General features: G+C 63.5%; 30 protein-coding genes. 3 read left to right on the top strand and 27 right to left on the bottom strand.

The features are described from left to right. Window positions 1-157: 157 nt before the first annotated feature. The 3 genes from CO731_RS06765 to glmM all read right to left on the bottom strand — a co-directional run bounded on the left by CO731_RS06765 (window position 158) and on the right by glmM (window position 3,404). Window positions 158-853: an outer membrane protein gene (locus CO731_RS06765; protein ID WP_108606509.1), complete on the bottom strand. Its 696-nt coding sequence runs from the start codon at window positions 851-853 to the stop codon at window positions 158-160. A gap of 208 nt (window positions 854-1,061) precedes the next feature. After that, the gene (locus CO731_RS06770; RefSeq protein ID WP_108606510.1) at window positions 1,062-1,838 is read right to left on the bottom strand and encodes an outer membrane beta-barrel protein; all 777 of its coding nucleotides are present in this window, start codon (window positions 1,836-1,838) and stop codon (window positions 1,062-1,064) included. Window positions 1,839-2,051: 213 nt separating this feature from the next. Next, window positions 2,052-3,404 carry a phosphoglucosamine mutase gene (gene glmM, locus CO731_RS06775; protein ID WP_108606511.1) on the bottom strand — a complete coding sequence of 451 codons (1,353 nt, stop codon included), beginning with the start codon at window positions 3,402-3,404 and terminating at the stop codon, window positions 2,052-2,054. 792 nt (window positions 3,405-4,196) lie between these two features. Here glmM and CO731_RS06780 point away from each other — a divergent pair. Further along, the gene (locus CO731_RS06780) at window positions 4,197-4,670 is read left to right on the top strand and encodes a hypothetical protein (RefSeq protein ID WP_108606512.1); all 474 of its coding nucleotides are present in this window, start codon (window positions 4,197-4,199) and stop codon (window positions 4,668-4,670) included. A gap of 104 nt (window positions 4,671-4,774) precedes the next feature. Here CO731_RS06780 and CO731_RS06785 read toward each other — a convergent pair whose 3' ends face one another. The 11 genes from CO731_RS06785 to ybgC all read right to left on the bottom strand — a co-directional run bounded on the left by CO731_RS06785 (window position 4,775) and on the right by ybgC (window position 15,139). Next, complete coding sequence (locus CO731_RS06785; RefSeq protein WP_108606513.1) at window positions 4,775-5,026, bottom strand: hypothetical protein; 252 nt, start codon at window positions 5,024-5,026, stop codon at window positions 4,775-4,777. A 111-nt stretch (window positions 5,027-5,137) separates the two neighbouring features. Continuing rightward, window positions 5,138-5,359: a hypothetical protein gene (locus CO731_RS28620; RefSeq protein WP_159091579.1), complete on the bottom strand. Its 222-nt coding sequence runs from the start codon at window positions 5,357-5,359 to the stop codon at window positions 5,138-5,140. Window positions 5,360-5,377: 18 nt separating this feature from the next. Then, on the bottom strand, window positions 5,378-7,312 hold the full coding sequence (gene ftsH, locus CO731_RS06790) for an ATP-dependent zinc metalloprotease FtsH (protein ID WP_108606514.1): 1,935 nt from the start codon (window positions 7,310-7,312) through the stop codon (window positions 5,378-5,380). 104 nt (window positions 7,313-7,416) lie between these two features. Further along, the gene (gene tilS / locus CO731_RS06795) at window positions 7,417-8,772 is read right to left on the bottom strand and encodes a tRNA lysidine(34) synthetase TilS (protein ID WP_245439655.1); all 1,356 of its coding nucleotides are present in this window, start codon (window positions 8,770-8,772) and stop codon (window positions 7,417-7,419) included. After that, window positions 8,766-9,821: a tol-pal system protein YbgF gene (gene ybgF / locus CO731_RS06800; RefSeq protein ID WP_108606515.1), complete on the bottom strand. Its 1,056-nt coding sequence runs from the start codon at window positions 9,819-9,821 to the stop codon at window positions 8,766-8,768. The genes tilS and ybgF overlap by 7 nt, the downstream gene beginning before the upstream one ends. A gap of 159 nt (window positions 9,822-9,980) precedes the next feature. Continuing rightward, window positions 9,981-10,490, bottom strand: a complete 510-nt coding sequence (pal, locus tag CO731_RS06805; protein ID WP_108606516.1) for a peptidoglycan-associated lipoprotein Pal — start codon at window positions 10,488-10,490, stop codon at window positions 9,981-9,983. Between the two features lie 251 nt (window positions 10,491-10,741). Continuing rightward, on the bottom strand, window positions 10,742-12,019 hold the full coding sequence (gene tolB / locus CO731_RS06810) for a Tol-Pal system beta propeller repeat protein TolB (RefSeq protein WP_245439791.1): 1,278 nt from the start codon (window positions 12,017-12,019) through the stop codon (window positions 10,742-10,744). A 76-nt stretch (window positions 12,020-12,095) separates the two neighbouring features. Then, the gene (locus CO731_RS06815) at window positions 12,096-13,157 is read right to left on the bottom strand and encodes a hypothetical protein (protein WP_108606518.1); all 1,062 of its coding nucleotides are present in this window, start codon (window positions 13,155-13,157) and stop codon (window positions 12,096-12,098) included. 8 nt (window positions 13,158-13,165) lie between these two features. Next, complete coding sequence (tolR, locus tag CO731_RS06820) at window positions 13,166-13,624, bottom strand: protein TolR (RefSeq protein ID WP_183262721.1); 459 nt, start codon at window positions 13,622-13,624, stop codon at window positions 13,166-13,168. A gap of 10 nt (window positions 13,625-13,634) precedes the next feature. Then, window positions 13,635-14,345: a protein TolQ gene (tolQ, locus tag CO731_RS06825; RefSeq protein WP_108606520.1), complete on the bottom strand. Its 711-nt coding sequence runs from the start codon at window positions 14,343-14,345 to the stop codon at window positions 13,635-13,637. Window positions 14,346-14,671: 326 nt separating this feature from the next. Beyond that, window positions 14,672-15,139 (bottom strand): tol-pal system-associated acyl-CoA thioesterase, encoded by a 468-nt coding sequence (gene ybgC, locus CO731_RS06830; RefSeq protein WP_108606521.1) that lies wholly within the window; start codon window positions 15,137-15,139, stop codon window positions 14,672-14,674. Window positions 15,140-15,193: 54 nt separating this feature from the next. Between ybgC and CO731_RS06835 the strand changes: the two genes are divergently transcribed. Further along, entirely contained in the window at window positions 15,194-16,444 is a 1,251-nt protein-coding gene (locus tag CO731_RS06835) for a cellulase family glycosylhydrolase (protein ID WP_108609674.1), read from the top strand. Window positions 16,445-16,451: 7 nt separating this feature from the next. Here CO731_RS06835 and CO731_RS06840 read toward each other — a convergent pair whose 3' ends face one another. The 11 genes from CO731_RS06840 to CO731_RS06890 all read right to left on the bottom strand — a co-directional run bounded on the left by CO731_RS06840 (window position 16,452) and on the right by CO731_RS06890 (window position 22,320). Further along, on the bottom strand, window positions 16,452-16,940 hold the full coding sequence (locus tag CO731_RS06840) for a GNAT family N-acetyltransferase (RefSeq protein WP_108606522.1): 489 nt from the start codon (window positions 16,938-16,940) through the stop codon (window positions 16,452-16,454). After that, complete coding sequence (ruvB, locus tag CO731_RS06845) at window positions 16,937-17,977, bottom strand: Holliday junction branch migration DNA helicase RuvB (RefSeq protein WP_108606523.1); 1,041 nt, start codon at window positions 17,975-17,977, stop codon at window positions 16,937-16,939. The genes CO731_RS06840 and ruvB overlap by 4 nt, the downstream gene beginning before the upstream one ends. Continuing rightward, window positions 17,974-18,378, bottom strand: a complete 405-nt coding sequence (locus tag CO731_RS06850) for a type II toxin-antitoxin system VapC family toxin (RefSeq protein WP_108606524.1) — start codon at window positions 18,376-18,378, stop codon at window positions 17,974-17,976. The genes ruvB and CO731_RS06850 overlap by 4 nt, the downstream gene beginning before the upstream one ends. Further along, window positions 18,375-18,650, bottom strand: coding sequence for an AbrB/MazE/SpoVT family DNA-binding domain-containing protein (locus CO731_RS06855; RefSeq protein WP_108606525.1), 276 nt, complete (start codon window positions 18,648-18,650; stop codon window positions 18,375-18,377). The genes CO731_RS06850 and CO731_RS06855 overlap by 4 nt, the downstream gene beginning before the upstream one ends. A 67-nt stretch (window positions 18,651-18,717) precedes the next feature. Beyond that, window positions 18,718-19,338, bottom strand: a complete 621-nt coding sequence (gene ruvA, locus CO731_RS06860; RefSeq protein ID WP_108606526.1) for a Holliday junction branch migration protein RuvA — start codon at window positions 19,336-19,338, stop codon at window positions 18,718-18,720. Window positions 19,339-19,351: 13 nt separating this feature from the next. After that, on the bottom strand, window positions 19,352-19,765 hold the full coding sequence (locus CO731_RS06865; RefSeq protein WP_108606527.1) for a type II toxin-antitoxin system VapC family toxin: 414 nt from the start codon (window positions 19,763-19,765) through the stop codon (window positions 19,352-19,354). Beyond that, the gene (locus CO731_RS06870; RefSeq protein ID WP_108606528.1) at window positions 19,746-20,015 is read right to left on the bottom strand and encodes an AbrB/MazE/SpoVT family DNA-binding domain-containing protein; all 270 of its coding nucleotides are present in this window, start codon (window positions 20,013-20,015) and stop codon (window positions 19,746-19,748) included. Before CO731_RS06870 ends, CO731_RS06865 begins: the two co-directional genes overlap by 20 nt. 67 nt (window positions 20,016-20,082) lie before the next feature. Further along, a complete protein-coding gene (locus CO731_RS06875; RefSeq protein WP_108606529.1) occupies window positions 20,083-20,334 on the bottom strand; it encodes an AbrB/MazE/SpoVT family DNA-binding domain-containing protein in 252 nt (83 codons plus the stop codon). Between the two features lie 60 nt (window positions 20,335-20,394). Beyond that, entirely contained in the window at window positions 20,395-20,913 is a 519-nt protein-coding gene (gene ruvC, locus CO731_RS06880; RefSeq protein WP_108606530.1) for a crossover junction endodeoxyribonuclease RuvC, read from the bottom strand. A gap of 87 nt (window positions 20,914-21,000) precedes the next feature. Further along, on the bottom strand, window positions 21,001-21,534 hold the full coding sequence (locus CO731_RS06885) for a DUF1465 family protein (protein WP_055975432.1): 534 nt from the start codon (window positions 21,532-21,534) through the stop codon (window positions 21,001-21,003). A gap of 408 nt (window positions 21,535-21,942) precedes the next feature. Further along, window positions 21,943-22,320, bottom strand: coding sequence for a hypothetical protein (locus CO731_RS06890; protein ID WP_108606531.1), 378 nt, complete (start codon window positions 22,318-22,320; stop codon window positions 21,943-21,945). 543 nt (window positions 22,321-22,863) lie between these two features. Here CO731_RS06890 and CO731_RS06895 point away from each other — a divergent pair. Further along, complete coding sequence (locus tag CO731_RS06895; RefSeq protein ID WP_108606532.1) at window positions 22,864-23,415, top strand: DUF2269 family protein; 552 nt, start codon at window positions 22,864-22,866, stop codon at window positions 23,413-23,415. Window positions 23,416-23,460: 45 nt separating this feature from the next. Here the strand turns inward: CO731_RS06895 and CO731_RS06900 are convergent, their stop codons facing one another. Both CO731_RS06900 and CO731_RS06905 read right to left on the bottom strand, forming a co-directional pair. Next, on the bottom strand, window positions 23,461-25,098 hold the full coding sequence (locus CO731_RS06900) for an acyl-CoA synthetase (protein ID WP_108606533.1): 1,638 nt from the start codon (window positions 25,096-25,098) through the stop codon (window positions 23,461-23,463). Between the two features lie 52 nt (window positions 25,099-25,150). Then, entirely contained in the window at window positions 25,151-25,921 is a 771-nt protein-coding gene (locus CO731_RS06905; protein WP_108606534.1) for a sulfite exporter TauE/SafE family protein, read from the bottom strand. Window positions 25,922-26,079: the final 158 nt, after the last annotated feature.

Below are 26,079 nucleotides of genomic sequence, written 5' to 3' on the forward strand. Positions count from 1 at the left end.
GCCCCTCGTTGGGGAGGGGTGGCCCACGGACGGCGATATTAGGCTCGGCCTCCGGCGTCAAGAGGAAATTGCGCGTCGCATCTGGAACAGTTTTCCAAGTGCAAAGGCGGCGGGCCAAAACCCGCCGCCTTTTGAATGGCTTGGTCGAAAAGGCCGGCTACCAGAGATCGTAGCGCAGGCCGACCTTGACCTGATGGTAGTCTACGCCCTTCTTGACCGTCAGCGTGTCGATGTCGACATATTCGAGGTCGGGAGCGGTGAGGTACTGGTAGCCGACGTCGACCGAGGTGTTCTGCGCCACCTGGTAGTTGATGCCGGCGCCGACCGAATAGGCGACCTTGTACTGGGTGTCGTCGAGGTTGAAGGTGACCGGCCCGGGCAAGACGCTGTAGTCGAGCGTGGTGCTCGAATAGATCAGGCCGACGCCGGCGCCGACATAGGGCGTGAAGCCGGCGATGGTGCCAAGGTCGGCATAGACATTGGCCATGCCGTTCCAGACGTTGTTCTCGAAATTGACCTGGCTGCCACCGCTGGCGACGTCGAGCTTGTCATAGGAAACGAAGCCGAAATTCAGTTCGCCGCGCAGGAAGTCGTTGAAGTGGTAGCCGGCGCCGATGCTGCCGTTGACGTGGATGTTGCGCGTTTCTTCGCCCAGCAGCGTGAACTGGTAGGGCGTGTCGCTGAAATTGTAGCCGAGATCGCCGCGTAGGTACCAGCCCGAGCCGACCTCGACGGGGACATATTCCGGTGCCTCTTCGATGACGACAGGCGGATCGTAGTCGGCAGCGCTTGCCGCCAGCGGCCACAGCATGGTCGCCGTCAGCGCCAGCGCTATGCGAGACTTCAATGTCATGATCGCATTCTCCCGAAATGGCGCCAGGGTGTTGCCCGAGAATCCAGCAGCCGTTCGAGTCATTGTTAACCATAGAGGTTAAGTCGCGGTTAAGGATAACAGTTGGTTAGCGGGTGGCTCCATCGGCAACCGAACAACGAAAAACCGCCCGGCTTACCGGGCGGTTTTGCAGATTGGCGCTCCATGCGTCGCGATGACGCCAGGGCGATCAGTTCAACGAATAGCGGACGCCAAGCTTGAAGTCGTGCGAGGTGATGTCCTTGAAGCGGATGCCGCTGTTTCCGGCTGGCGGGAACGGCTCGGCCGGATCGTCGTTCTTGAGTTCCCCTGTCTGGCCATCGCCAAGCGAGAGGAAGCTGTAGCCGAGGTCGATAGTCATGCGCTCGGTCGCTTTGATGCCGACACCGGCGTGCAGTGCCCAGGCGAGATCCCAGCGCGACTTGTCGTCGGCATAGGCGCCGCCATTGTTGATGATGTTGATGTCGCGGAAACTGGAGATCGTGTTCCGCGATGCGCCGATACCGGCGCCGAGATAGGGCGTTACGCCGTAGAAGTCGCCGAGGTCTGCATAGGCGTTGGCCAGGAACAGCCACTCCGACTTCTTGCCGCGGTAGTCATTGGTGGTGATGACACCGCCATTATCCTGCCAGTCCAGGGCGTTGAACTCGGAATTGCCGCGGTATTCGACCGTCAGGTCGCCGCGGAGGAAATCGTTGAACTGGTAGCCGACGCCGGCACCGAATGTCGGGGCGGAGCCGAAGCTGCCCTCGTCGTACCAGCCATGAGCATCCGGGAATGCGAACAGCTCCGACTCCAGCCGCTTGATACGCTGGTTGCTCATGCCGATGTGGCCACGCAGGTACCAGCCGCCGTAAGATGGCTGTTCTACCTCGATGATCGGCTCGGGCATGTCCGCGGCGAATGCCGGGGCAGTGACGCTGGCAAGCAGCGCGGCGGCGAACGCCTTCTTTCCAAAATTGCGCATGATAAAAACCCCATACCTGCGGACCCGCTACGCGCCCGACCATGACTAACCGCCATGGATAATGCTTGGTATAGGTTAAGGGCTGCTTAACCCTGACGATTAACCACGTTTTCTTGCGCTTCATGGTTGCTGGACTGTGCGAGCGGCTTCTGCTGCAAGCAAAAAAGCCCGCGCGAGGCGGGCTTTGCTTGATCGGCTAAGTTCTTGAAAGGATCAGGCGGCCGAGCGGCTCTCTGAAATGACGCCGACGATGTCGTTGACTACGGTTTCGACCAGCTGCGGGTCGTCGCCCTCGGCCATGACGCGGATCAGCGGTTCGGTGCCCGAAGGGCGGATCACCAGGCGGCCGGTCTTGCCGAGCCGGCTGCGGCCGTCCTCGATCGCCGCCTTGACGAGTGCCTCTTCGAGCGGCTTGCCGCCGGAGAAGCGCACGTTCTTGAGCAGCTGCGGCACCGGCTCGAAGGTGCGGCTCAACTCGCTCATCGGCTTGTTGGAGCGCTTGATGCAGGCCAGCACTTGGAGGGCTGCCACAAGCCCGTCGCCGGTGGTCGAGAAATCCGACAGCACGATGTGGCCGGACTGTTCGCCGCCGATGTTGAGGCCGTGCGCGCGCATGTGCTCGACGACATAGCGGTCGCCGACCTTGGTGCGGTGCAGTTCGAGGTTGAGGTCGCCGAGATAGCGCTCGAGCCCGAGGTTCGACATCACGGTCGCGACCACGCCGCCGCCGGCAAGGCGGCCGCTCTGCTGCCAGGATTGCGCGATCAGCGCCATGATCTGGTCGCCGTCGACGATGGTGCCGTTCTCGTCGACGATGACAACGCGGTCGGCGTCGCCGTCGAGCGCGATGCCAATGTCGGCGCGCACCTCGTGGATCTTCTTCTGCAGGCCGGCCGGATGGGTCGAGCCGCACTCCTGGTTGATGTTGAAGCCGTTGGGCTCGACATTGATGGCGATCACTTCCGCGCCGAGTTCCCACAGTGCTGCCGGCGCCACCTTGTAGGCCGCGCCGTTGGCGCAGTCGACGACGATGCGCAGGCCCGACAGCGACATCGAGCGGGGCAGGGTGCGCTTGGCGAATTCGATGTAGCGGTCATGCACGCCGTCGACGCGCTTGGCCCGGCCGAGGCCGTCGGAATCTGCCAGCAGCGCCTCGACGTCCTGGTCGAGCATCGCCTCGATGCGTTCCTCGATCTCGTCAGACAGCTTGTAGCTGTCGGGGCCGAACAGCTTGATGCCGTTGTCGTAATAGGGATTGTGCGAGGCTGAGATCATCACGCCGATGTCGGCGCGCAGCGAGCGCACCAGCATGGCGACAGCCGGCGTCGGGATCGGGCCGAGCAGGAACACGTCCATGCCGGCGGCGCAAAGCCCGGCGACCAGCGCGTTCTCGATCATGTAGCCCGACAGCCGCGTGTCCTTGCCCAGCACCACGCGATGGCGGTGGTTGCCGCGCTGGAACGACAGGCCGGCGGCCATGCCGACCTTCATCGCGATCTCTGCCGTCATCGGAAATTTGTTGGCCCGTCCGCGAATGCCGTCGGTGCCGAAATAGCGTCCAGCCATGATTAGCCTGTCCCCGTGAAGTCCACCCGCGATTGCTTTGCCACAACCTGGGGCGACCAACGCATCACATTTGGTGATTTTATGTCACAAAACCTTAGAAAAGGGTTGGGGTTTTTGGGGGGAGAGAGCTTCATCTTGAAAGTAGGACTATTTTCCTATATCGTGCATCGCGATATAGGAGACTGTTTGGATGTCGGATGTTGAAAGGGATTTGGGGACGTTAGTCAGAGGAATTCATTTGCTGCGCACTGAAACGCTGTTCCTTCGGCTGCATTTGATTTTGAAGGCTGGATTTCGTCCGGATCAACCGCGTGTCCCGGCAGGCAATCCCGAGGGCGGGCAGTGGACTGACGGTGGGGTCGTTCGAGTCAGTCGGCGAACAAGCGGATCCTCAGGACCGATCCGTGTGGGCAACCGGTGGCTCAATCCCACTCCGGCTCAGGAAGTTCGTCTAGCCACCAGTTTTGCTGAAATGAGAGCCGCCCTTCGGGACGTCCGAAAGGTGGATTCGCGATGGAAGCCCACACCCCAACTTTATGAGACGGTTGAAGGTCAGATCGCGGCAAACATGGCAATTGCCTTGCAGGCCCGCTTCCGGGTGTTCGAACTTCGAGGTACGATTGTAGGCCCCGGACCATATGCACGTGAGTGGATTGCTGCACCTGCGACGAATCGTAGATTGACGAGAAGCGAGCAAAACGAAGTCAATAGAATTGGGCGCGCGTGGGGATGCCATCGATGCGGGGTCAAGATTCCAGGCACGTATAGCCAGAATTTCATCGGGGACCATCAATGGCCTCGTTCGATGGGAATTCCAATCCGAATTTATCCTCACTGCTGGAGCTGCAGCAACACGCAGGGTGGACTGGTCAATGGGCTGAGATACAGGAGCGAGAAATGACCGTCTTGGATCGGCGCATCGCGCCGGAATACGCAAGCTTCTACATAGCCGGCTCAAGGAAGGTCGAGGTGCCCATAGGGGGAGAGCCTAGAACAGTCCGTGCCTCGCGAGATTGCATCAACATGTCCTGCCTCAATTCGCAGGATGGGGATACGGTAGTCTTCTTGGGATGGGCTGATGATCTCGGAAGGTTGGAAAAGCCGATCCACGATGGGGTGTTGAACACCAATAGCGGCGTGGTAATCGTTTTTGACGCCAACATGCCGGAAATCCTGAGCATGGCAGTGCCCACTCCGGAGACGCGTGTTCGAATATGGGCAAATCGTCTATTGGAGCCCGACAGGATTCAAATAGGGCTCGGATAGTCCTCACAACAGTTGCCGCAGAGCTCTTGGCGATCAGCTTCTTGATAAGGTGCTACGCTTAGGTAGCATTGATGCAGTCCTTGCCGAACTCACGTAGCCTCACCTCACCTCGAAAGCTTGGCGCCGGCAAGTAGATCATCGATGACCGAAGCGCGAAAAGCGCCGCTCTCCGGGGTGCCATGTTGTTCATGAGAAGAGCCGCCACGCGGCTTGTTGTCTTCCGACAGGGCGACGATGTTGGAGGCACCGTTGTCGCTGCCGGTGTGGCCAACGACCTTGCGGCTTACGGTTTCCTCCTCGGCCCAGCCGAGCCCCTGATATGGGTAGATCTTCGGATCGGCCTGCCTGCGCAACATTTCGGCCGCTGGGACAGGATGGCGTTTGGGCCGCCTCCCAGCATGGCATGCAGCGATTTTCCGAGGTCGCTCACCGAGCAGCGCAGCATTCCGGCGCACGTCGGGATAGCCCTACTGCGGCAGTTCGACGAACGCGCAGTTCTCGAACGTGTAAGCCCCCCCGCTTTCGGTGACGGCCTGCCGATCGCACGCGATTCGGACGCCCCCGGCAGGGCTGGCATACGCGCCTACTCGGCGAAAGCTTGGCGCCGACTTCGAGCATGCATCGAGCTTGCTGGCTGGCACGCCCGGAATGCAAAAACGCCGCCGAGTTTCCTCGGCGGCGTTTTTCATTCAGTCGACGTCCAGCCCTCAGTTCGAAGGCTGAGGCTCCATGCCGCCTTCGGGCTCGGAGCCCTTCTTCTTGCCGCGGGTCGAGCCGGCCTTGGGCACGGCCGAGCCGCGCGAGGTCGGGGTGTCGTCGCCCATGTCGCGGGCAGGCTTGTTGCCGGCGATCAGTTGCTTGATCTCCTCGCCCGACAGCGTCTCGTATTCGAGCAGGCCTTCGGCGAGGGCGATCCAGTCCTTCTTCTTCTTGGTCAGGATCTTGCGGGCTTCGTTGTAGGCCTCGTCGATCAGGCGGCGCACTTCGGCGTCGATGATCTGTGCGGTCTCTTCCGAGACGTTCTGGGTGCGGGCCACCGAATGACCGAGGAAAACTTCTTCCTGGTTGTCGCCATAAGCGACATGGCCAAGCTTGTCGGAGAAGCCCCAGCGCGTCACCATGGCGCGCGCCAGCTTGGTCGCCTGCTCGATGTCGGAGGACGCACCCGAGGTGATGTTTTCCTTGCCGAACTTGAACTCCTCGGCGACGCGGCCGCCCATCATGATCGCCAGGCGCGAGATCATGTACTTGTAGCTCATCGAGTAACGGTCGCCTTCCGGCAGCTGCATGACCATGCCGAGCGCGCGGCCGCGCGGGATGATGGTCGCCTTGTGCAGTGGGTCGGCGGCCGGCACGTTGAGCGCCAGGATGGCGTGGCCGGATTCGTGATAGGCGGTCAGCTCCTTCTCGGCCTGGGTCATGGCCGAGGAGCGGCGCTCGGCGCCCATCATGATCTTGTCCTTGGCGTCCTCGAATTCCTGCATGGTGACGAGGCGCTTGTTGCGGCGCGCTGCCATCAGGGCGGATTCGTTGACGAGGTTCATCAGGTCGGCACCGGAGAAGCCCGGGGTGCCACGAGCGACGACCTTGAGGTCGACATTGGGCGCCAGCGGAACGTTGCGGACATGGACCTTGAGGATCTTCTCGCGGCCGACGATGTCGGGGTTCGGCACCACGACCTGGCGGTCGAAGCGGCCCGGACGCAGCAGCGCGGGATCGAGAACGTCGGGACGGTTGGTCGCGGCGATCAGGATGATGGACTCGTTGGCCTCGAAGCCGTCCATCTCGACCAGCAGCTGGTTCAGCGTCTGCTCGCGCTCGTCGTTGCCGCCGCCGAGGCCGGCGCCACGATGGCGGCCGACGGCGTCGATTTCGTCGATGAAGATGATGCAGGGCGCGTTCTTCTTGGCCTGCTCGAACATGTCGCGGACACGGCTTGCGCCGACGCCGACGAACATTTCGACGAAGTCCGAGCCGGAGATGGTGAAGAACGGCACGTTGGCTTCACCTGCGACCGAACGGGCAAGCAGGGTCTTGCCGGTACCGGGAGGGCCAACGAGCAGTACGCCGCGCGGGATCTTGCCGCCGAGGCGCTGGAACTTCTGCGGGTCGCGCAGGAATTCGACGATCTCCTCGAGGTCTTCCTTGGCTTCGTCGACACCGGCGACGTCGCCAAAGGTGACGCGGCCATGCGCTTCGGTCAGAAGCTTGGCCTTGGACTTGCCAAAACCCATGGCGCGGCCGGAGCCCGACTGCATCTGGCGCATGAAGAAGATCCACACGCCGAGGATCAGGATCATCGGCAGCCAGGACAACAGCACGGAGAAGATCGAGCCGGAGCCGTCATTTTCGGGGCGGGCGTTGATGGTGACGCTCTTTTCCTCAAGCCGCGACACCAGCGTGGGGTCGCCAGGCGAGTAGGTCTGGAAGCCGGTCGAGTTGTCGATATAGGTGCCGCTGATGCGGTCGCCGGCAATCGTCACCGTCTTGACGCGGCCCGAATTCAGGTCCTGGAGGAACTGCGAATAGGCCACTTCGCTCGACGCGCCGCGGGTCTGCGGGGTCTGGAACAGGTTGAACAAGGCGATGAGTAGAACGGCTATGATCGCCCACAGCGCGAAGTTGCGATAGTTCGGATTCATCGAGTGTCCCGTTGGCGTTCGCGGGGAACGCGCATGGTGTGAGTAAGCTTGCCCCTAACATAGGCACGGGCTGCCACATTGCCAAGCGCGTCCCTAAGTCTCGGTTAAGCTCCAACGCCATTGTGGCCACGGCATGGCGGGTCCGGCACATGTGCCGTGCCGATCAATTTTTGGAGAGCCCGTGCAGGGGCGAGATCGAAGGCCGGCAGGAACCGTGTCCAGGGCGCGGCAACCGGGGCGGCACCCGCGTCCGACAGCAAGCCGGCGAACGTTCCCCCGCGCCACGACCCAGGCTCGGCCGCAAGTGCGTTCCTGACAAGACTTTCCGGCGCCGTTGTTTCGACCGATATCGTCCTCGCCGCGAGCGGACCGACTGGTGCGACGGCCGATCCCGTTCCTTGCCCCGCCGGCATGAGCCTGTAGCGGCCGTCCCAGATACCGCCAGCCAGCGTTGCCGGAGCCGGCAGGCCGCGGCCTTCGCGCAGGACAAAGATCCCGGTTCGGCGTGCGTCGACCAGGGCGCGCGACAATGTGGCGCGGGCCGGTTTTTCGTCTGCAATACCGTTCGCCAGCCGCGCCAGTAGGTCCTGGGTGCGGGCCTCATCTGGCAGGTGGGGCACGCCGCCGGCGACTGCGACCAGGATGCGCAGGGCGTAACATGCTGCGGCATTGTCGGGCGCTTGCAGGAATGAAGCATCGAGGCAGAGCAGTCCGGGGGCAACCCTGCTTGTCAGCTCGGTCAACAAGGTGGCTGCGCGCCGGCCGAGTTCTGTCCGCGTTTCACCGGCCTGCCGGGCTTCGGCGAGCGCCGTCGTGATACGCGTTTCGCTCTGGTCGCCGAGCGACAGCCGCATGCGCGGGCGCTCATAGGCGACATCGGTGTTGGTCGGATCGTCGATCCAGCCGATGCCTAGTGCGCTCAGTGCCGCGCGCAGCCTGTCGCGGCGCTGGCCCAGCAGCGGGCGGACGATCCAGATGTCGCCATCGAACAGCGTTGCCGGCGCCATGCCGGCGCTGCCGCGGCCGGTGCCGCGCATGCCGCGCATCAGCACCGTCTCGGCCTGGTCGTTGGCGGTGTGCCCGGTGGCTACGATCGTTGCGCCAGCATCGCGCGCGGCCTCGGCCAGGAGATCGTAGCGCGCGTCCCGCGCTGCGGCCGGGATGCCTGCCTGTGGTTTGTCGCCGAGCCATCGCATCGTGCGGTGGGCGATGCCATGAGCAGCGCAAAGCTTTGCCACCTGTTCGGCCTCCGCGCCCGAGCCGGGCCGGAGCCCGTGGTCGACGGTGACGGCCAGCAGCCGCGTCAAGGGAGCGTGCCAGGCGAGATGGGCTTTGAGAAGGAGAAGCAGGGCAGTCGAATCGCTGCCGCCGGAAACCGCTGCGACGATGGTCTTGTGCGCGGCGAAGTCGAAACCGGAAAAGTCTGGAAAAAAGTCAGCGTCGGTCGGCTGCGTCAGCACGCGGCGAGGGCCCGTTCCTGCTTGACCCGCTCCTTGATCGCGCCGGAAACGTTGGGGTAGCGCTTGCCGATTTCGCCGAAAGTGGCGCAGGCAACTTCGCGCTGCTTCAGGCCGACCAGCGAAACGCCGAGCTTCAGCATCATTTCGGGGGCCTTCTTGGACTTCGGGTATTCCTTGCTGGCGCTGAGGAAGGTTTCGGCAGCGTCGCGGTATTTCTTCTGGCCAAGTAGCGACTCGCCGAGCCAGAAACGTGCGTCGGCCGTCTTGGGGTCGGCCGGGAAGCGCTGGATGTGGTCGCGGAAGCCTTCTTCGGCGGTGGTGTAGTCGCCGGAAAGCACGAACTGGTAGGAGTTGCGGTAGAGCTCGTCCGGGTCGTCCGTCGACGGAAGTGCCGCAACCGCCGTGCCATTGGCCTTGGGCTGGGCCGGTTGCGCTGCGGCTGGGGCCTGCGGCTGCGCCGGCGTTGCCGCCTGCTGGTCGATCGAGTCGGAGACGACATTGCCGTTCTTGTCGACGGTGATGGTGCCGAAGGTCCGCGGCGGTGTACCCGTACCGCCCTCGATCGTGGTGCCGGGTTCGCCGGTGCCGGAATCGACGATGACGTCCTCGACGCTCTGGCCGTTGGTGGCGGGCGCGGTGGCCTGCGCCTGACCCGATTGAGGCGCCGTGGGCGCCTCAACGATCGAGCTGTTGTTGTTGGTGGTGCCGGAGGCGTCGGACTTCTTTTGTCCGCCGCCCTCGAGTTCCTGGAAGCGGAACTCGTTGTCTTCCTGCATTTTCCGCATCTGTTCTTGCATCTGCAGGATCTGGAAGTTCAGTTCCTCGATGCTGCCGTTGAGCTTGCGGATTTCCTCTTCGAGCGCGGTCACGCGGGGATCGCCTGCCTGGGCAAGTTGGATCGGCGCTTCGTGGCTCTCAGTCTTGCTGCCGAAGACGCCCGGCAGGCCGAATTTCGGGAGGTCGATGCCGATGCCGTCGCGCGCATGCGCCGCGGCCCCGGATAATAGGAAGATGGCAAGCGTGCCACTCAGGATTGATCGAAAATGCATTAGCCTCTCGCCGTGGAACGGAAATGGTTGCTTCGCGCCGATGCGCTCTCGTCGTTTATCAGGACCGGAGACTTCGGCCAAATTTTGTTTCAGTCGTCCAGATAAGCAAAAGGCGGCCCGAAGACCGCCTTTCGTTCAACTGTGTCGCTTTTCGGCCGCTCAGCTGCCGGCGCCGGAGAGCGTCGTGACAGCACGACGGTTCTGCGACCAGCAGGAGATGTCGTCGCAAACCGCGACCGGACGTTCCTTGCCGTAGGAGATCGTCTTCAGGCGGTTCGAGGCAACGCCCTGCGAGATCAGGTAGTCGCGGGTGGCTGCGGCGCGACGGGCGCCGAGGGCCAGGTTGTACTCGCGGGTGCCGCGCTCGTCGGCATGGCCTTCGACCACGATCGCATACTGGCGATACTGGTTCAGCCACTGGGCCTGACGGCTCAGGATGCCCTGCGCATCGGCACGAACCGACGACGAGTCGGTGTCGAAGAAGATGCGGTCGCCGACATTGACGGTGAAGTCCTGGGACGAGCCCGGGGTCGCTGCACCGGCGCTGCCGCCGAGGCCGAGATCGGCCGCGTTGTTAGGGGTTTTCTTCGAGGCACAGCCGGCAATCGCCAGCGAGGCGATCAGCGCCACGACCACGGGGTTGGTTGCAAATTTTGCGATACGGCGCATCCCGCCTCTCCTTCGCATTCAAGTGATTTCGTTGAACATCCAGTAACCACGTTGGGGTTAACCGGCATTCAAGAAACATGGTTAAAATTTCGTTGCCGCTCGTTGTAGCGTCCCCGCATACGGCAGTCGTCGAACATGCACTTCGCCGCGCACCGTAGGCGAAAATACGGCAGAAAGGCGGCGTCATTGGGCAAATGACGCCGCCTGGTCCTTTCGTCGCGCCTGGGGCGCGAGGTTAACTATCAGGCTGCTCAGTCGAGCAGCGGTGACCAGGCTGGGTCGGAGGCGAAGCCCGAGGTCGGGATCGCCTGTTCGTTGCGGCCGGTGAGGTCGACCGAATAGAGCTTGGGACCGCCGCCGCCGGGCTGGTCGCGGAAGAACATCACGACGCGGCCGTTCGGCGCCCAGGTCGGGCCTTCCTGCTGGAAGCCGGTCGACAGGATGCGTTCGCCCGAGCCGTCGGTCTTCATCACGCCGATCTGGAACTGGCCGCCCGACTGCTTGGTGAAGGCGATCAGGTCGCCGCGCGGCGACCACACCGGCGTCGAATAGCTGCCGCCACCGAAGGAGACGCGGGTCTGGCCCGAGCCGTCGGCGCCCATGACGTAGATCTGCGGCTGGCCGCCACGGTCGGAGGTGAAGACGACCTTGGAACCGTCAGGCGAATAGGAAGGCGAGGTGTCGATGGCGCTGGAATTGGTCAGGCGCGTGGTGGTGCGGCTGCGCAGGTCCATCGAGAACACGTTGGAATTGCCGTCGTCGCGCAGCAGGCTCATGATCACCTTCTGGCCGTCGGGCGAAAAGCGCGGCGCAAACGTCATGCCGGGGAAGTTGCCGACGAGTTCGCGCTGGCCGGTCTCGATCTGCAGGAGATAGACCTGCGGCTGGCCGCTCTCGTAGGACATGTAGGTGATTTCCTGACGCGTCGGCGAGAAGCGCGGCGTCATGGCCATCGAACGGCCGTCCGAGAGATAGCGCACATTGGCGCCGTCCTGGTCCATGATGGCGAGGCGCTTCTTGCGCGCGGTCTTGGCGCCCGATTCGTCGATGAACACGACGCGGGTGTCGAAATAGCCCTTTTCGCCGGTCAGGCGCTCATAGATGGCGTCGGCGATGATGTGGGCGATGCGGCGCGAATTGGTCTTGTTGGCGAAGAACTGCTCGCCGGCAAGCTGCTGGCCGGCAAAGGTGTCCCACAGCCGGAACTCGGCCTTGAGCCGGCCGTCGGCCTCCTGGCTGACGCGGCCGGTAACCAGCGCCTGGGCGTTGATGACCTTCCAGTCGTCGAAGCGCGGCGCGACGTCGGGGTTGGAGATCTTTTCGATGAAGGCGCCCTTGTCGATCGGTGCGAACAGGCCCGAACGCTGCAGGTCGGCGGCGACGATGCCGGCGATCTCGGCGCCCATCGCATCGCCCGACAGGAAGTCGGTGATGGCGATCGGCAGCGGCTCGACATTGCCCTTGTTGACGTCGATCTCGACCAGCGCGCGAGCGGGCAAGGTGGCGAACGCGGTCATGCCGCTCGCCATGGCGCCGATCAGAAGGATCGCTTTGATTACATGCTTCATAAGACAGGCCTCTTAGTTCCGGGTGAGCGCCAGGCGCTCAGAACATCTCGCTTGGGTCGAAGTTGACGATGACATCCGCCCAGGCTTCGTATTTGTCGGCGGGAAGATTGTAGGGCGCGCATTGCAGCACGGCGCGACGCGCCGATTCCGCTGCCGCACGTTCGATGCCGGCGGCGCCACCGCCGGAGATGATCTCGGGCCGGCCTTCGATCTCTCCGGTCTGGCTCAGCTTGAACTGGACGGAAACCTTCAGCGCGCCGCCATCCATGGCGCCCGCCGGCACGTTCCAGCACCGCTGGATCTGGCCGCGCAGCGCATCCATTTCGCTCTGGCTGAGCTTGCTGCCGCCGGTGTCCTTCTTTCCGCCCAGCGATGCCTGTTCGGTCGAGCGCTTGGCGCCGCCACCCGAGGGCTTCTGCTTGTTGAGCAGGGCAGCGACCTCGTCGGCGTTGAATTCCTTCTCTTCCGACTTCGGCTTCGACGCGGCCTCCTGGGCCTGCTTGTCGTCCTGCTTGCGGTCGGGCGTCTTGGCCGTCTGGGCCTGCGGGGGCTTGGGCTTAGCCTCGGGCGCCGGGGCGTTTTCCGGCAGCTTCACGGCTTCCGCTTCGGCCTGGTCGTTGACGATCGTCTCGGCAACCGGGTCCGGCTTCACGTCCTGCTTGGGCTGCGGCTCGGGCGTCACTTCCGTCGCCGGCACGGGCGTCGGCTTGGGCTCGGCCTGCTTGGCCGGCTCGGGCTTGGGTTTTTCGGCCGGTTTTGGCTCGGGCTTGGGCGAGGGCGGCGGAGCAGCCGCGACGTCGACCTCCTTCTGGGTCGGCTCGGGCGTCGGCGGCTTGTCGCTGTCGATCTTGTTGTCGCCGACATTTTGGGCGTCGGGCACGATGTCGGGTCGGCTTGTCGGCTTGGGCGCCGGCTTTTCATTGACCGGGGCCTTCTTGTCGCCCTTCTGGATCTGGGTGATCGATTCCACTGGCACGATGTCGACCGGGAACGCCTCGACGTCGGCGACTTCGAGGGCGCTGGGTGCCGACAGCGTGAACAGGCCGAAGCCCAGCATCGCTGCATGCAAAACCACAGATGTCGTGAGGCCGGTCTTCATTTTGCGGGCTACTGGTCCTGTTCCTGCAGCGTGACGAGGCCGATCTTGTTGTAACCGGCGGCCTGGATTCGAGCCATGACCTTCATCACCGTGCCGTAGTCGGCGGTCTTGTCGCCGCGCACATAGATGCGCTCCTCGTAGCCGGCCTTGGCGATGGCGCCGAGCTTGGCGACGACCTCGTCGATCGGGATCTCGGTTTCCTGGATGTGGATCTGGCCGGCTTCGTTGATCGAGATGGTGATCGGCTGCGTTTCCGAGTTCAGCGCCTTGGCTGCGGTCTCGGGCAGATCGATCGGCACACCGACGGTCATCAGCGGTGCGGCCACCATGAAGATGATGAGCAGCACCAGCATGACGTCGACGAACGGCGTGACGTTGATTTCGGACATCAGGCCATGATGGCGGCCACGCCGCCGGTGGCCGCGCCCGCCGCGGCCCGAACCGCCCGCGCTAACTGACATACCCATGGTCTACTCCTCAGGCCCGCGGCGCGACTTTTTCATCGATTTGGCGCGAGAGTATGGCGGAGAACTCGTCGGCGAAGCCCTCCATCCGCAAAGCGATCTTGCCGGCGTCGGATGACAGCTTGTTGTAGGCGATGACGGCGGGAATGGCGGCGAGCAGGCCGATCGCGGTGGCCAGCAGCGCTTCGGCGATACCAGGTGCGACGACCGCGAGGTTGGTCGACTTCGAGCCGGCGATGGCCTGGAACGAGGTCATGATGCCGACGACGGTGCCGAACAGGCCGATGAAGGGGGCGGCCGAACCGATGGTGGCGAGGAAGCCGAGCCGGCCTTCCAGCCGCTCCATCTCGCGCGTCAGCGCCAGGTCCATTGCCTTGTCGATACGGGTCTGCAGCGCCAGCGGCGACTTGGCGCCCTTCTCGAAGCTCTTCTTCCACTCGCGCATGGCAGAGACGAAGATCGCGCTCATGCCCGTGGTCTTGCGGTCGGAAAGGTTGCGGTAGAGCTCTTCGAGCGACTGGCCGGACCAGAATATCTGCTCAAAGCGGTTCAGCGCCGCGCGCATGCGGTTATAGGCGACCAGCTTGTCGACGATGATGGCCCAGGTCCACACCGACGCGCCGAGCAGACCCAGCATCACCAGCTTGACCACCCAGCCGGCCTGCCAGAACAGCGCCCAGATCGACAATTCCGCGCCGGTCTGGGCGAGAGGTAGGTTTTCCATCTTGTAACAGTCCTTAAGATTTCCGGGGCCCGCTTTCGGCTAGCCCTTGCGCATCATCCCGTCGTGGCCCGTTCGCGCGAAGCTTCCGGAAGTCCCCAAAATGCGCCTTTTGGGCCTTTTCGGGACGAAATTTGGTGAAAGGAAGGCCGCTCGGAATCCTTACGACTTTCACCGCTCCCTTAATGGACCGTTATGGTTAAAGATGGGTTAGGAACTTAAGGCCTGGCTGATGCGATAGCCCGAGGCGACTGGGTTTGGCGAGGCGGCGGGCAGCCATCCGGCTTTTGTGTCACACAATCTTGTGATCGGCTGGAACGCCCAGACGATCATTGCCCCGGCATGAAGGCTTCGATCCAGTCCTTGGGGAAACGCCTGGGGCGCCCGTTTTCGCCGACGATCGCCGCCTCCACCCGGGCTTCGACAAGCACCTCGTCGCCGCGCTTTAATTGCTGGGCCATGGTGATGCGGGCACCCGAGATATCCACGGTGCGGGTGTCGACGGTCAGCACGTCGTCGATCCGGGCCGACGCGCGGAAGTCGATCTCCATGCGGCGCACTATCCAGACGATCTTTTCGCCATGCTTGCCGTCGGCGAGCTCGGTGTGGTGAACGCCGGCAAGGCGCAGGAAGTCCGAACGTCCGCGCTCGAAGAATTCGAGATAGCGCGCATGGTAGACCACGCCGGAGAAGTCGGTGTCGGCATAATAGACCCGCGCCATCAGCCGATGGCCGAATGGCGTCAGCGCACCGGAAAGGCCGGCAGCCAGCGCGTCTTCTTCACCATGATCGGCCATGGGGCTTTCCTTTTTCGGGGCTTTTCGGCACCAGTCTTGTCTGCAGCGAACCGGATGGCAGCAATAGTGGCGATGATCAAGACCTCACTTGTGGCGTTGCTGGCGCTGGCGCTGTCGGTCTGTGCGGCCGCTGCCGCGACGTTTTCGATGAAGCGCGGCATCAATCTCGACATCTGGGACACCTGGCCCGACGAGGCCCGCTGGGGCGACGCCGAGGTCATCCTGCCCTTTCCGGAATGGCGCAAGCGGCTCGGCGCGGCCGACCTCGAGGCACTCAAGGCCGACGGTTTCGATGTCGTGCGCATTCCCGTCGATCCCTCGGTCTTCCTGTCGGAAAAGACCGGGGCGCTGCGCGAACAATTGTTCGAAAGCGTCCTGGAATCCGTTCGCCAGATCAACGCTGCCGGGCTCAAGGCGGTCGTCGATCTCCATCTCATTCCCGCCGGCGGCAACCGCAAGATCGGCATGGCCGAGGTGATGGACGACCCTGCCTTGTTCGACGGCTATGTCGATCTGGTCCGCCAGATGGGGCTCACCTTGTCGAAGGAAGATCCGGTCCAGGTCGCGTTCGAATTGATGAACGAGCCGGTCGTCGATTGCGAGCCAGGGCAAGCCAAAGTCTGGCCCGAGCGCCTCAAGCGCCTCCATGCTGCTGCCCGTGCCTCGGCGACACGGCTGACGCTGGTGCTTTCGGGCGGCTGCTGGGCCAGCGCCGAAGGGCTCGCGGCCATCGACCCCATGGATATCCCGGACGACAACATCATCTGGACGTTCCATTCCTACGCACCCTTCCTGCTCACCCACCAGGGCGCGACCTGGGCCGGCGACTTCATTCCCTACGTCACAGGGCTGCCTTATCCGCCCCATGCCGTGCCGCGCGCCGAACTTGACGCCGCGCTCGACAAGGTCAGGGAAAAGATCAGGGCCGAGGCGCCCTTGCTGCGCCGTTCCGGCCTGTTGTCCTATCTCGACGAGCAGGTGGCGACCGTGGACACCAACGCCAAGCTCGACGCGCTGCTCGACACGCCGTTTCGCATGGTCGCCGAGTGGGCCGGGAAACATGGCGTTGCGCCCGAAAACATCTACCTCGGCGAGTTCGGCATGATCCGCCAGGAATATGGCAATCCTCATGTCATGCCCGGCGCCTGGCGCGCTGGCTATGTCAAAGACATGATCGCCCGCGCCGAGACGCATGGTTTTGCCTGGTCGATCTGGGGCTATGGCGGCGCCTTCGGCATCGTCGACGAGTTCGAAGGGCGCAAGGCCGAGCCGGACGTGCTGGAGGCGGTCAGGGGATTGAAGTGACGCGTGGCTACCGCGTCCTCGGGCGCTCGAAGCGCTGCTCGCGCACGCCGCCGGACCACTGGTCGCGTTCTTCTTCCGCCACAAGCGCAAAGCCGAAGGACTCGTAGAGGTGGCGCGCGGGACTGAGCCCGGCGAAGGTCGTGAGATAGACCCTGGGAAAGCCCTTCATGTCGGCATGCTCGATCGCTGCGCCCATCAGCCGGCGCCCCAGTCCGGTGCCACGCGCATTGTCGCTGGTGATGAACCAGCGCAGATGCGCCAACGGCGCGGCTGCGGTCGGTGCCTCGATGCTGATCGTGCCCAGCAGGGCACCATCCTCGTCGTATTCGGCTGCGAAGAAATCCTGGCCCGGCCTGAAATCGCGCATGAAGGCGGAAAGTTCGCCTGCCACCTTGGCTTCGAAGGGCAGGCCGAAACCCCAGTCGCGGGCGTAGTATTCGGCGTGCAGCCGAACGATGTCGGCGATCAGCCCGGGACGATAGCCAGCCGGGCTCATTCCTCTTCCTGGAACAGGTTGATCTGCTGCACAGCGAGATCGCGCGGGATTTCGAGGCCAAGGTGCTTCCAGGCGTTGGCGGTCAGCATGCGGCCGCGCGGCGTGCGCTGGATGAAGCCCTGCTGGATCAGATAGGGCTCGATGATGTCTTCGATGGCATCGCGCGGCTCGGACAGGCCGGCCGCGATGGTCTCGATGCCGACCGGACCGCCGCCGAAATTCATCGCGATCATCGAGAGATAGCGCCGGTCGAGCGAATCGAGGCCGAGTGCGTCGACTTCAAGGCGCGACAGCGCCTCGTCGGCAATGCGGCGGTCGACGGGGCCGGAACCGGCGACGGAGGCGAAATCGCGGACGCGGCGCAGCAGGCGGCCGGCGATTCGCGGCGTGCCGCGGGCACGCCGCGCAATTTCGATGGCGCCGTCGTCGGCGAGCGGCATGCCGAGGATGCGCGCGCCGCGGCGCACGATCAGCTCCAACTCCTCGACGGTGTAGAAATTGAGCCGGGTCGGGATGCCGAAGCGGTCGCGCAGCGGGTTGGTGAGCAGGCCGAGGCGCGTCGTTGCGGCCACCAGCGTGAACTTGGCGAGGTCGATCTTCACCGAGCGAGCCGCCGGGCCTTCGCCGATGATCAGGTCGAGCTGGTAGTCCTCCATCGCCGGGTAGAGGATTTCCTCGACCGCCGGGTTGAGCCGGTGGATCTCGTCGATGAACAGCACGTCGCGCTCTTCGAGATTGGTCAGAAGGGCTGCGAGGTCGCCGGCCTTGGCAATGACCGGGCCGGAGGTCGAGCGGAAATTGACGCCGAGCTCGCGCGCCATGATCTGGGCGAGCGTCGTCTTGCCGAGGCCGGGCGGCCCGACGAACAGCACGTGGTCGAGCGCCTCGCCACGGCCCTTGGCCGCCTCGATGAAGATCTTCAGGTTGGCGCGCGCCGCCGCCTGGCCGACGAAGTCGTCGAGCGTCTGCGGGCGCAGGCTGTTGTCGGCGTCCTCGCCGCGCTTTTCAGGTGTAATGAGGCGGGTGGGCGTGTTCACGAAAGCAGTTCCATGGATGGGATGGACTTTGCGGCAGACAAGTCGAACGTCACTGTGTGCGAGCAGCCGAGTTGCAGATTGTGCTCGGCGATCAACGCATCGGCAAAGTCCACTTGCGGGGCGGCCGCGCGCTCCAGCGCGCGGACGACCGCATCGAAGTCCTCGAAGGCGAGCGTCCTCACCTTCAGCAGCCTGTGAATGGTGGTCAAGGTCTGGTCCTTCGTCTGCCGGTAACGCGATGCCAGAGCCCAACTGAATTCAACCAGCACAATCAGGCTGATGAACCCGGGGGTCTCCTCGCTCAGGCCGCTCCCGAATGCGAGTGCTTTCGCCTGCTGATCGGGGTCGTCGTTCAGCACCATGCGCAGCAGAATGTTGGTGTCGATGCCGACCTGCGTCACGCGGCATCCCCTGCCAAATCTTTGCCAAGTGCATGCCTTGCCACGGCATCGCGAACCGCCTCGTCGATTTCCGCCAGCGTTGCCGGCCCGCCGGGCGGGTCGCCAAGGATGCCGGCGAGGTCGGCGAAGGCAAGATTACGCGGCGTGCCGACGAGATGGTTGTCGACAACGGTCCAGGCGATGGCATCGCCGGGCTTCAGCGACAGCATGTCTCTCACGTCTTTCGGAATGGTGAGCTGGCCCTTGGAGGTCAAGGTGGCTTCGGCACCCATATTTCTTACTCCTGACCAGAATACTTACTTTTGGCAATGTAGTAAGAAAATCGGGGTGCTGCAATGGTCACCGCGCCAGCTCCTTCAGGCCGAAACGGATCAGCTTGGAGGAATCGGCATCCTCGCCGGCCGTCTTCATGGCGGCGGCGATGGCGTTGGCCGCGATGTCGCGGGAATAGCCGAGATTGACCAGCGCCGAAACCGCATCGGCGATGGGGGCGGGGGCCACGCCCTCGCCGAGTTCCTGCTTCAGGCCGATGGTGCCCGAGGCTTCGCCGGCGAAGGCCGGGGCCTTGTTCTTGAGTTCGGTGACGATGCGCTCGGCGACCTTCTTGCCGACACCGGGCGCACGGCTGACCATGGCGATGTCGCGCAGCGCGATTGCGTTGGCGAGGTCGGATGGCGCCAGCGTCGACAGGATGGCGAGCGCGACCTTGGCGCCGACACCGGGGACATTGTTCTGCAGCAGCCTGAACCACTCGCGCTCCAGCTCGGCCTTGAAGCCATAGAGGCGGATCATGTCCTCGCGGACATAGGTTTCGATATGGAGGACTGCGGCTTCGCCGGTGCCGGGCAGGGCGGCCAGCGTGCGCGCCGAGCAATAGGCGACGTAGCCGACGCCATGGACGTCGAGCACGCAATAATCCTCGCCGATCTCGTCGACGGTGCCCTTCAACTTGCCGATCATGTGCTGCGTTCCGTCATGGATGGGTGTCTGGTGCGATGATGTCGAGGTCGGGGAAATAGCTGCGGTAACGCGTGGCGTCGCGCGTCAGCAGCCGGTGCCCCGCCACCTGCGCATGCGCGCCGATCAGGAAATCGGGCAGGGTGCGTTCGCGCACTCCCCCATTCTGGCGATATGCCAGATGCGCCTTGCCGGCCATGAAAGCGGCTTCATAGGGGATCGGCGCCTTGTGCAGCGAAAGTCCGGCCAGAGAATCGACGAGATCGGCCTCCGCCGGAAACCGAACCGAGATCTCCGACCAGATCACCGGGTTTATGACCAGTGTGGCGACGCTTCCTTCTTTCACGAGGTTGCCTCGCGACCAGTTGCTTGTCGCGCCGCCCTGGAACATGTCCAGGAAAATGTTGGAATCAACGAGGACCGAGGTCATCGCGCGGCCCCCTCAGCCAGTCCATATATTCATCGGTTGTCATGCCGCCGAGGTCGATCGTCCCGGCTACCTTGTCTGCCCAGGCACCGATGGCCTTCGCCCGGCGCTGCCGGGCCTGGTCGCCTTGAAGGGCAACGAGTGTGACAACGTCGTCGGACACGACAAAATCCACCTCCGAGCCGGGCTCGATTCCCAGCCGGTCGCGGATTCCCTTAGGGATGGTCACCTGGCCTTTTGTGGTCACGCGCATGGTAATACCTCGTAGGTATTACTTAGCTGCCGCATGAGAACAAGTCAAGAACATGGCGCGGCTGCCTTCAGCGCTCCCTGGCGAGCGCCGCCAGTTCGTCGGGGCTGGTCGCTGGGTCGGCCGCGCCCTCGAGGCGGTCGAGAATAGCCAGGAACCGGTCCAGCCGGTCGCGATCGGCCAATCTGTTGATGTCGTCCTTGGGCACGATGGTGATCTTGCCGCCCTCGATGCCGAAGATCACTTCGGTGTTGGCGCCGATGCCGAAAGTTTCGCGCAGATCGCGCGGAATCGTCACCTGTCCCTTGCTCGTCACCCGCATGGAATCATTCCTTCTCTTACGGGGAAGGAATGTCCCCATGACCGGAACAAATCAAGAACATCAGGCCTGAGCGGCCAGTGCTGCAAGCCGATAGGCCGGGCTCTGGCGATGGTGCGCGTGACAGATGGCGATGGCCAGCGCGTCGGCCGCGTCGGCCGAGTCGAAACCGGCCTTGGGCAACAGCACCTTGACCATCATGGCGATCTGCTTCTTGTCGCCGTGGCCGACGCCGATCACCGCTTTCTTGACGGCGTTGGGCGAATATTCGGCGACCGCCAGCCCGGCGCGTGCGGGCACCAGCATGGCGATGCCGCGGGCCTGGCCGAGCTTCAGCGTGGCGGTGGCGTCCTTGTTGACGAAGGTCGCCTCGACGGCTGCCTCATGCGGCATCTCGCGATGGATCACGTCGGCAAGACCGTCGTGCAACTGGCACAGCCTGCTGGCAAGCGCGGCCTTGTCGTCGGACCGTACGGTGCCTGCGGCGACGAAACGCAGCGAATTGCCGAGCGATTCGATGATGCCCCAGCCGGTGCGCCGAAGCCCGGGGTCGATGCCGATGATGCGAATCGTCTCTTTCATCCGTGAACTCTATCTCCACGGGTGCAGGACGCCAGAAAAATGTGAACAAAACAGAAACAATCCCCGCGCGTGGCAGGGTTGCCGAGCCTAGTTGCGGGCGAACGCCGTGTTGAGCAGGCTGATCTGATCGGAGACGGGGTTGCTGCGGCGCATGGCCTGTACCGGCACCACCGTAGCGCCGTTGCCGTAGATCTCCTCGTCCATGCGGCGCACATGCGCCTGCAGCCTGAGCGAGCGGCGGACGAGGTCGACGAAATCGGCCGGCAATTCGTTCCAGCCGGCGGCGTCGTCATGGGCGGAGGCGGTGTCGAGGCGCACCTTCGATTTCTCGGAGGCGACCTGGTCGCGGGTCATCTCGCCGGAATTGGCGGCGCGCTGCAGCAGCAGCCAAGATGCGATCTGCATCAGCCGCGTGGTCAGCCGCATCGATTCGGCGGCGTAAAGCGTGGCGGCAAGCCGCGACAGCTTCTTGGCCTCGACGCGTCCGGCCCCATCGAGATACTCGGCGGCTTGTTCGACCAGCCCCATGCCCTCGTTGTAGAGGGGCTTGAAGGACGGCGAAAACACCCGCCTTTCGGCGAGCTTGATGGTATTTCCGCTTTCCCTCGAAGGCTCGTTCATCATCGCTACCCTGCAACCCTGATCCCGCGTTACCGCCCATCTTTGGCGACGGATTCTGCGCGGTCCGCTCCTATACGCCAAGCCCGATGAAAATGCGCTTCCGCTCATGCGAACGCAAGCGCATGTTTAACAAAGGGTTAACGCGGCGGATTGGAGCGCTTTTGGAGGGCGTTCCACGGACCTAGGCGCAAAAAAAAGAGCCGCGGAAAAGCGCGGCTCTCAGGAGTTTAACAGGGAGGCGTCAAACAAAGTGGCTCCAACCACTCGGTAAGAATCCAGATGACTGGATACGCACAGTAAACAACTGGAATGCTTAATGGACGCTTAAGAACGTTGCTGATTTGTCGTTGACTGTGCCGACACGGCACACCGGCGCGGCAGCGGATGCCACGCCGGCGTTACGCCGACTCACGACTTCCAGACGACCGGAAGAGCGATAACGGCAAACAGCAACATCGCCGCGTAGAAGCCCATCGACGACATCGCGACAACGGGCTCGATCGCGGCATTGCCGCCGAGCAGGAAGAACAGCCCGACCAGAAGGCCGATGCCGCTGATGGCCGTCAGCCAGAAGTGGATCTTCGCCAGCACCTTGTCCCGCGCGACGGGAAACAGGTGATAGAAGACGGCGAACACAGCCGACATCAGCCATCCTGCCACCATGGTGTGGGCATGGACCGGCATCTGCGTATGATCCTGGCTGATCGACATGTGCAGGCCGAGCGCCATGCCACACAGCGCATAGACGATCGCGAGTGTGAAGAAATTCCGTGCTACCCCTTGCATATCCTTGCTCCGATTGCCTTTTCCCCCCGCAGGGAATGGGTTGGTGACGACGAATAAGTCGGTGCCGGCGCATTAGCACCGGCCGTGTTTCCGCCGCATGCCGCGCTGCTGCACGGCATGCTTCCGGTCTCGTTACATTGGAAGCTGGGTGAGCCGGCCGTTGCCTCCCCGCGGCCGGGTTCCGGATGCGCGCCGTCCCCACGGCGCATCCAAACATACCATGCTTTGCGGCCCGCTGTTACGTCCGTTGCAGGGGCTGTCACCATGGTCGGCGGCTGGAATTTCCGCAGTTTTCCGGGGTCTGTCGCATCATTCCAGCAGACGGCCGGCACCGCTGTTGTACAGACTTGCTGGCCCGCGCGCTGACGGGGCTCATGCGGGCATCGGCGTCGCTTCAGCATCTGCGGTCGTGACCGCCGAAACATTCAGCGATCCGTGCCGACACAATGCCGAAACAGCGCCGGCGCTATTTGCCGGCGCCGCAACGAGTGACGGGTGAAACAGCTGCCGTTGTCGGAAAACCGGATTGGAAAGGTTTGGAATATGGATTTGTATTCTCTCTTCAAGTTGCTGCACATCGTCGCCGCCGTCGTTTGGGCCGGCGGCGGTTTTGCGCTGATGCTGCTTGCCTTTCGCGCCGACCGCGCAGGCAATGTCGAGGGCATGCTGCAAGCCATGGGCTCGATTGGTCAGCTGGGCAAGCGACTGTTCGTGCCCGCGTCGCTGGCGACCCTGGTGTTCGGGCTCATCATGTGCACGTTCTGGGTCGGCTTCCGTGACCTGTGGGTCGTCATCGGCCTTGCCGGCTACGCGACGACGTTTTTGGTCGGAACGCTCATTTTCCAGCCGACCGGCGACCGCATGGCGGCGATGATCGCCCGCGACGGTGTAACACCTGCCGCGCTCGATCAGGGCCGTCGCATCCTCAAGGTCGCGCGCTTCGACTATGCGGTGATGCTGATCATCTTGGCCGACATGGTGCTCAAGCCGACAGCGTCGGACGTGCCTGTCCTGTCGGCCATGGCGGTCCTTTTCGTCGCTGGCGCATGGGCGGCCTTCGGCACCCAGCGCGGAGTGGCAGTGCCGGCTGCTTGAACCAAAGGAGCCGGCGCCGGTACGCATGCCGCCTCTCGTTCTAGTCTACCCCTTGGCCATGTCGCGCAGGCGGAACTTCTGGATCTTGCCGGTCGAGGTCTTGGGGATCTCGGCGAAGATCACTGCCTTCGGCACCTTGAAACGGGCAAGCAGCGAACGGCAATGCTCGACGATCTCGGCCTCCGTCGCTTCCTTGCCCGGTTTCAGCTCGACATAGGCAATGGGCACCTCGCCCCATTTGTCGTCGGGCCTTGCCACCACGCCGCAGGAGGCGACGGCGGGGTGCTTGTAGAGCGCGTCCTCGACCTCGATCGAAGAGATGTTCTCGCCGCCGGAGATGATGATGTCCTTGGAGCGGTCCTTGAGCTGGATGTAGCCGTCGGGATGCATCACGCCGAGGTCGCCGGAGTGGAACCAGCCGCCGGCGAAGGCCTCGTCGGTGGCCTTCCTGTTCTTGAGGTAGCCCTTCATGACGATGTTGCCGCGGAACATCACCTCGCCGATGGTCTCGCCGTCATCGGGCGTCTTCTCCATGGTCTCGGGATCCATCACCGTCAGGTCTTCGAGCGCGGCATAGCGCACGCCCTGCCGCGCCTTCCTGGCCGTACGCGGACCTTTTTCCAGCTCGTCCCATTCGCCGTGCCATTCGTTGACCACGGCCGGGCCATAGGTCTCGGTCAGGCCGTAGAGGTGGGTGACGGCGAAGCCGGCATCGGCCATGCCGGAAAGTACGGCTTCAGGCGGTGGTGCCGCGGCGGTGTTGAAGGTCACCAGTTGCGGAAACGCGCGCTTTTCTTCGTCCTTGGCATTGATCAGCAACGACATGACGACAGGCGCACCGCAGAGATGGGTGACGCCTAGCTCGGCGATGGCGTCATATATCTGCTTGGCGCGCACCCAGCGCAGGCAGACATGGGTGCCGGCCTGGACCGCGAGCGTCCAGGGAAAGCACCAGCCGTTGCAGTGGAACATCGGCAGCGTCCAGAGATAGACGCAGTGCTTGGCCATGCCGGCATGGATGGTGTTGGTGTAGGCCATCAGTGCGGCACCGCGGTGATGGTAGACCACGCCCTTGGGATTGCCTGTCGTGCCCGAGGTGTAGTTGAGCGAGATGGCGTCCCACTCGTCATCCGGCATCGACCAGGCGAAGGTCTCGTCGCCCGAGCCCGCAAAGGCCTCGTAGTCGATCGTGCCGATGCGCTCACCCTTGGGATAGGGCGCGTCGGCGGGATATTCGGGGTCGTCATAGTCGATCACCAGCGGCTTGACCTTGGCAAGCGCCAGCGCCTCCTTGACCACGCCGGAAAACTCGCGGTCGACGATCAGGAGCTTGGTCTCGGCATGGTCGAGCTGGAAGGCGATGATCGCCGCATCGAGCCTGGTGTTGAGCGAATGCAGCACGGCCTTGGTCATCGGCACGCCGAAATGCGCTTCGAGCATCGGCGGCGTGTTGGACAGCATCACCGTTACGGTGTCGCCCTTGCCGATGCCGGTCTTCGCCAGTGCGGAGGCGAGTTTCAGCGAGCGCTGCCACCACTGGCGGTAAGTTGTGCGGCGGTCGCCGTGAATGATCGCCACATGATCGGGAAAGGTCTTCGCCGCCCGTTCGAGAAAGCTCAGCGGTGTCAGCGGCTGGTGGTTGGCGGGGTTCTTGTCGAGGTTTTCCTCGTATGGCCGACCCATCGGTGTTCTCCCTGATCTGCCGCATCAAGATAAGAGACTGGCAGCATCGCCCTCAAATGAATTCGGCGATCCCGTCATAAAGCAGCTTCAGCGCGACGATCGCCACCGTGGCGTAGGTGAAGGGATAGAAGATTTCTGGCCGCATCCGCCTGACGAGCCAGGCGCCGGCAAGCGTCGCCAGGGGCGCCAGGGGCATCAGTGCCAGCGAGGCGGTGAGGTTGGCGGTATCAAACTGGCCGAGGGCGAAGTAGGGGACCAGCTTGATGGCATTGGTCACGGCAAAGAAGATGACGCTGGTGCCGGTCAGCACCTTCGGGTCCATCCGCAGCGGCAATGTGTAGACCTGGAAAGGCGGGCCGCCGACATGGGCAACGAAGCTGGTGAAACCGGCGACCAATCCCCAGAAGGCGGCGGCGATGCCGTTCGGCTCGGCCTTGTGGTCGGCGCCGTGGCGCAGGCTGGTGTAGATCCAGCGCGCAACGAAGACAAAGGCGATGGCGCCGACGATGAAGCGTACATTGTCCGCCGTCACCACCGAGGCCATCAGCCAGCCGATGCCGATGCCGACGATCGAACCCGGCAGCATCTGCCAGAGGATCGTGCGGTCGAACACGCCGCGCCAGCTCCACAGCGACACGACGTCCATCAGGATCAGGATGGGAAGAAGGATGGCGGCGGCCTGCACTGGCGACATCACCAGCGCCATCAGCGGCACGCCGACGAATCCGACCGCGCCGCCGAAGCCGCCCTTGGACAGGCCGACGAGAATCACCGCCGGCACCGCCGCCGCGTAAAACCACGGATCGAGCATAAGCGAAGTCATGGACAGCCGCCTTTCGCGTCCGCAATAGCCGCACGGCAGCGCCTTGGCGAGTGCCGCGCCAATCTTTTCATATGCTTGGGTTCAGCTGCGTGTCCTGTTCAACGGCACCACTTTGTTCTATGCCCCAATGCAAACATGATCGCCTTGCATAGGCGTCG

The sequence above is a fragment of the Aminobacter sp. MSH1 genome (genome assembly GCF_003071665.1).
Lineage (GTDB): Bacteria > Pseudomonadota > Alphaproteobacteria > Rhizobiales > Rhizobiaceae > Aminobacter > Aminobacter niigataensis.

Bases quoted from the DNA above. Each gene is read 5' to 3' on its own strand.
- CO731_RS06765 (WP_108606509.1), bottom strand. From the start codon at position 853: ATGACATTGAAGTCTCGCATAGCGCTGGCGCTGACGGCGACCATGCTG.
- CO731_RS06770 (WP_108606510.1), bottom strand. From the start codon at position 1,838: ATGCGCAATTTTGGAAAGAAGGCGTTCGCCGCCGCGCTGCTTGCCAGC.
- glmM (WP_108606511.1), bottom strand. From the start codon at position 3,404: ATGGCTGGACGCTATTTCGGCACCGACGGCATTCGCGGACGGGCCAAC.
- CO731_RS06780 (WP_108606512.1), top strand. From the start codon at position 4,197: ATGGCCTCGTTCGATGGGAATTCCAATCCGAATTTATCCTCACTGCTG.
- CO731_RS06785 (WP_108606513.1), bottom strand. From the start codon at position 5,026: ATGTTGCGCAGGCAGGCCGATCCGAAGATCTACCCATATCAGGGGCTC.
- CO731_RS28620 (WP_159091579.1), bottom strand. From the start codon at position 5,359: ATGAAAAACGCCGCCGAGGAAACTCGGCGGCGTTTTTGCATTCCGGGC.
- ftsH (WP_108606514.1), bottom strand. From the start codon at position 7,312: ATGAATCCGAACTATCGCAACTTCGCGCTGTGGGCGATCATAGCCGTT.
- ybgF (WP_108606515.1), bottom strand. From the start codon at position 9,821: ATGCATTTTCGATCAATCCTGAGTGGCACGCTTGCCATCTTCCTATTA.
- pal (WP_108606516.1), bottom strand. From the start codon at position 10,490: ATGCGCCGTATCGCAAAATTTGCAACCAACCCCGTGGTCGTGGCGCTG.
- tolB (WP_245439791.1), bottom strand. From the start codon at position 12,019: ATGGCGAGCGGCATGACCGCGTTCGCCACCTTGCCCGCTCGCGCGCTG.
- CO731_RS06815 (WP_108606518.1), bottom strand. From the start codon at position 13,157: ATGAAGACCGGCCTCACGACATCTGTGGTTTTGCATGCAGCGATGCTG.
- tolR (WP_183262721.1), bottom strand. From the start codon at position 13,624: ATGGGTATGTCAGTTAGCGCGGGCGGTTCGGGCCGCGGCGGGCGCGGC.
- tolQ (WP_108606520.1), bottom strand. From the start codon at position 14,345: ATGGAAAACCTACCTCTCGCCCAGACCGGCGCGGAATTGTCGATCTGG.
- ybgC (WP_108606521.1), bottom strand. From the start codon at position 15,139: ATGGCCGATCATGGTGAAGAAGACGCGCTGGCTGCCGGCCTTTCCGGT.
- CO731_RS06835 (WP_108609674.1), top strand. From the start codon at position 15,194: ATGGCAGCAATAGTGGCGATGATCAAGACCTCACTTGTGGCGTTGCTG.
- CO731_RS06840 (WP_108606522.1), bottom strand. From the start codon at position 16,940: ATGAGCCCGGCTGGCTATCGTCCCGGGCTGATCGCCGACATCGTTCGG.
- CO731_RS06855 (WP_108606525.1), bottom strand. From the start codon at position 18,650: ATGGGTGCCGAAGCCACCTTGACCTCCAAGGGCCAGCTCACCATTCCG.
- ruvA (WP_108606526.1), bottom strand. From the start codon at position 19,338: ATGATCGGCAAGTTGAAGGGCACCGTCGACGAGATCGGCGAGGATTAT.
- CO731_RS06865 (WP_108606527.1), bottom strand. From the start codon at position 19,765: ATGACCTCGGTCCTCGTTGATTCCAACATTTTCCTGGACATGTTCCAG.
- CO731_RS06870 (WP_108606528.1), bottom strand. From the start codon at position 20,015: ATGCGCGTGACCACAAAAGGCCAGGTGACCATCCCTAAGGGAATCCGC.
- CO731_RS06875 (WP_108606529.1), bottom strand. From the start codon at position 20,334: ATGCGGGTGACGAGCAAGGGACAGGTGACGATTCCGCGCGATCTGCGC.
- ruvC (WP_108606530.1), bottom strand. From the start codon at position 20,913: ATGAAAGAGACGATTCGCATCATCGGCATCGACCCCGGGCTTCGGCGC.
- CO731_RS06885 (WP_055975432.1), bottom strand. From the start codon at position 21,534: ATGAACGAGCCTTCGAGGGAAAGCGGAAATACCATCAAGCTCGCCGAA.
- CO731_RS06890 (WP_108606531.1), bottom strand. From the start codon at position 22,320: ATGCAAGGGGTAGCACGGAATTTCTTCACACTCGCGATCGTCTATGCG.
- CO731_RS06895 (WP_108606532.1), top strand. From the start codon at position 22,864: ATGGATTTGTATTCTCTCTTCAAGTTGCTGCACATCGTCGCCGCCGTC.
- CO731_RS06900 (WP_108606533.1), bottom strand. From the start codon at position 25,098: ATGGGTCGGCCATACGAGGAAAACCTCGACAAGAACCCCGCCAACCAC.
- CO731_RS06905 (WP_108606534.1), bottom strand. From the start codon at position 25,921: ATGACTTCGCTTATGCTCGATCCGTGGTTTTACGCGGCGGCGGTGCCG.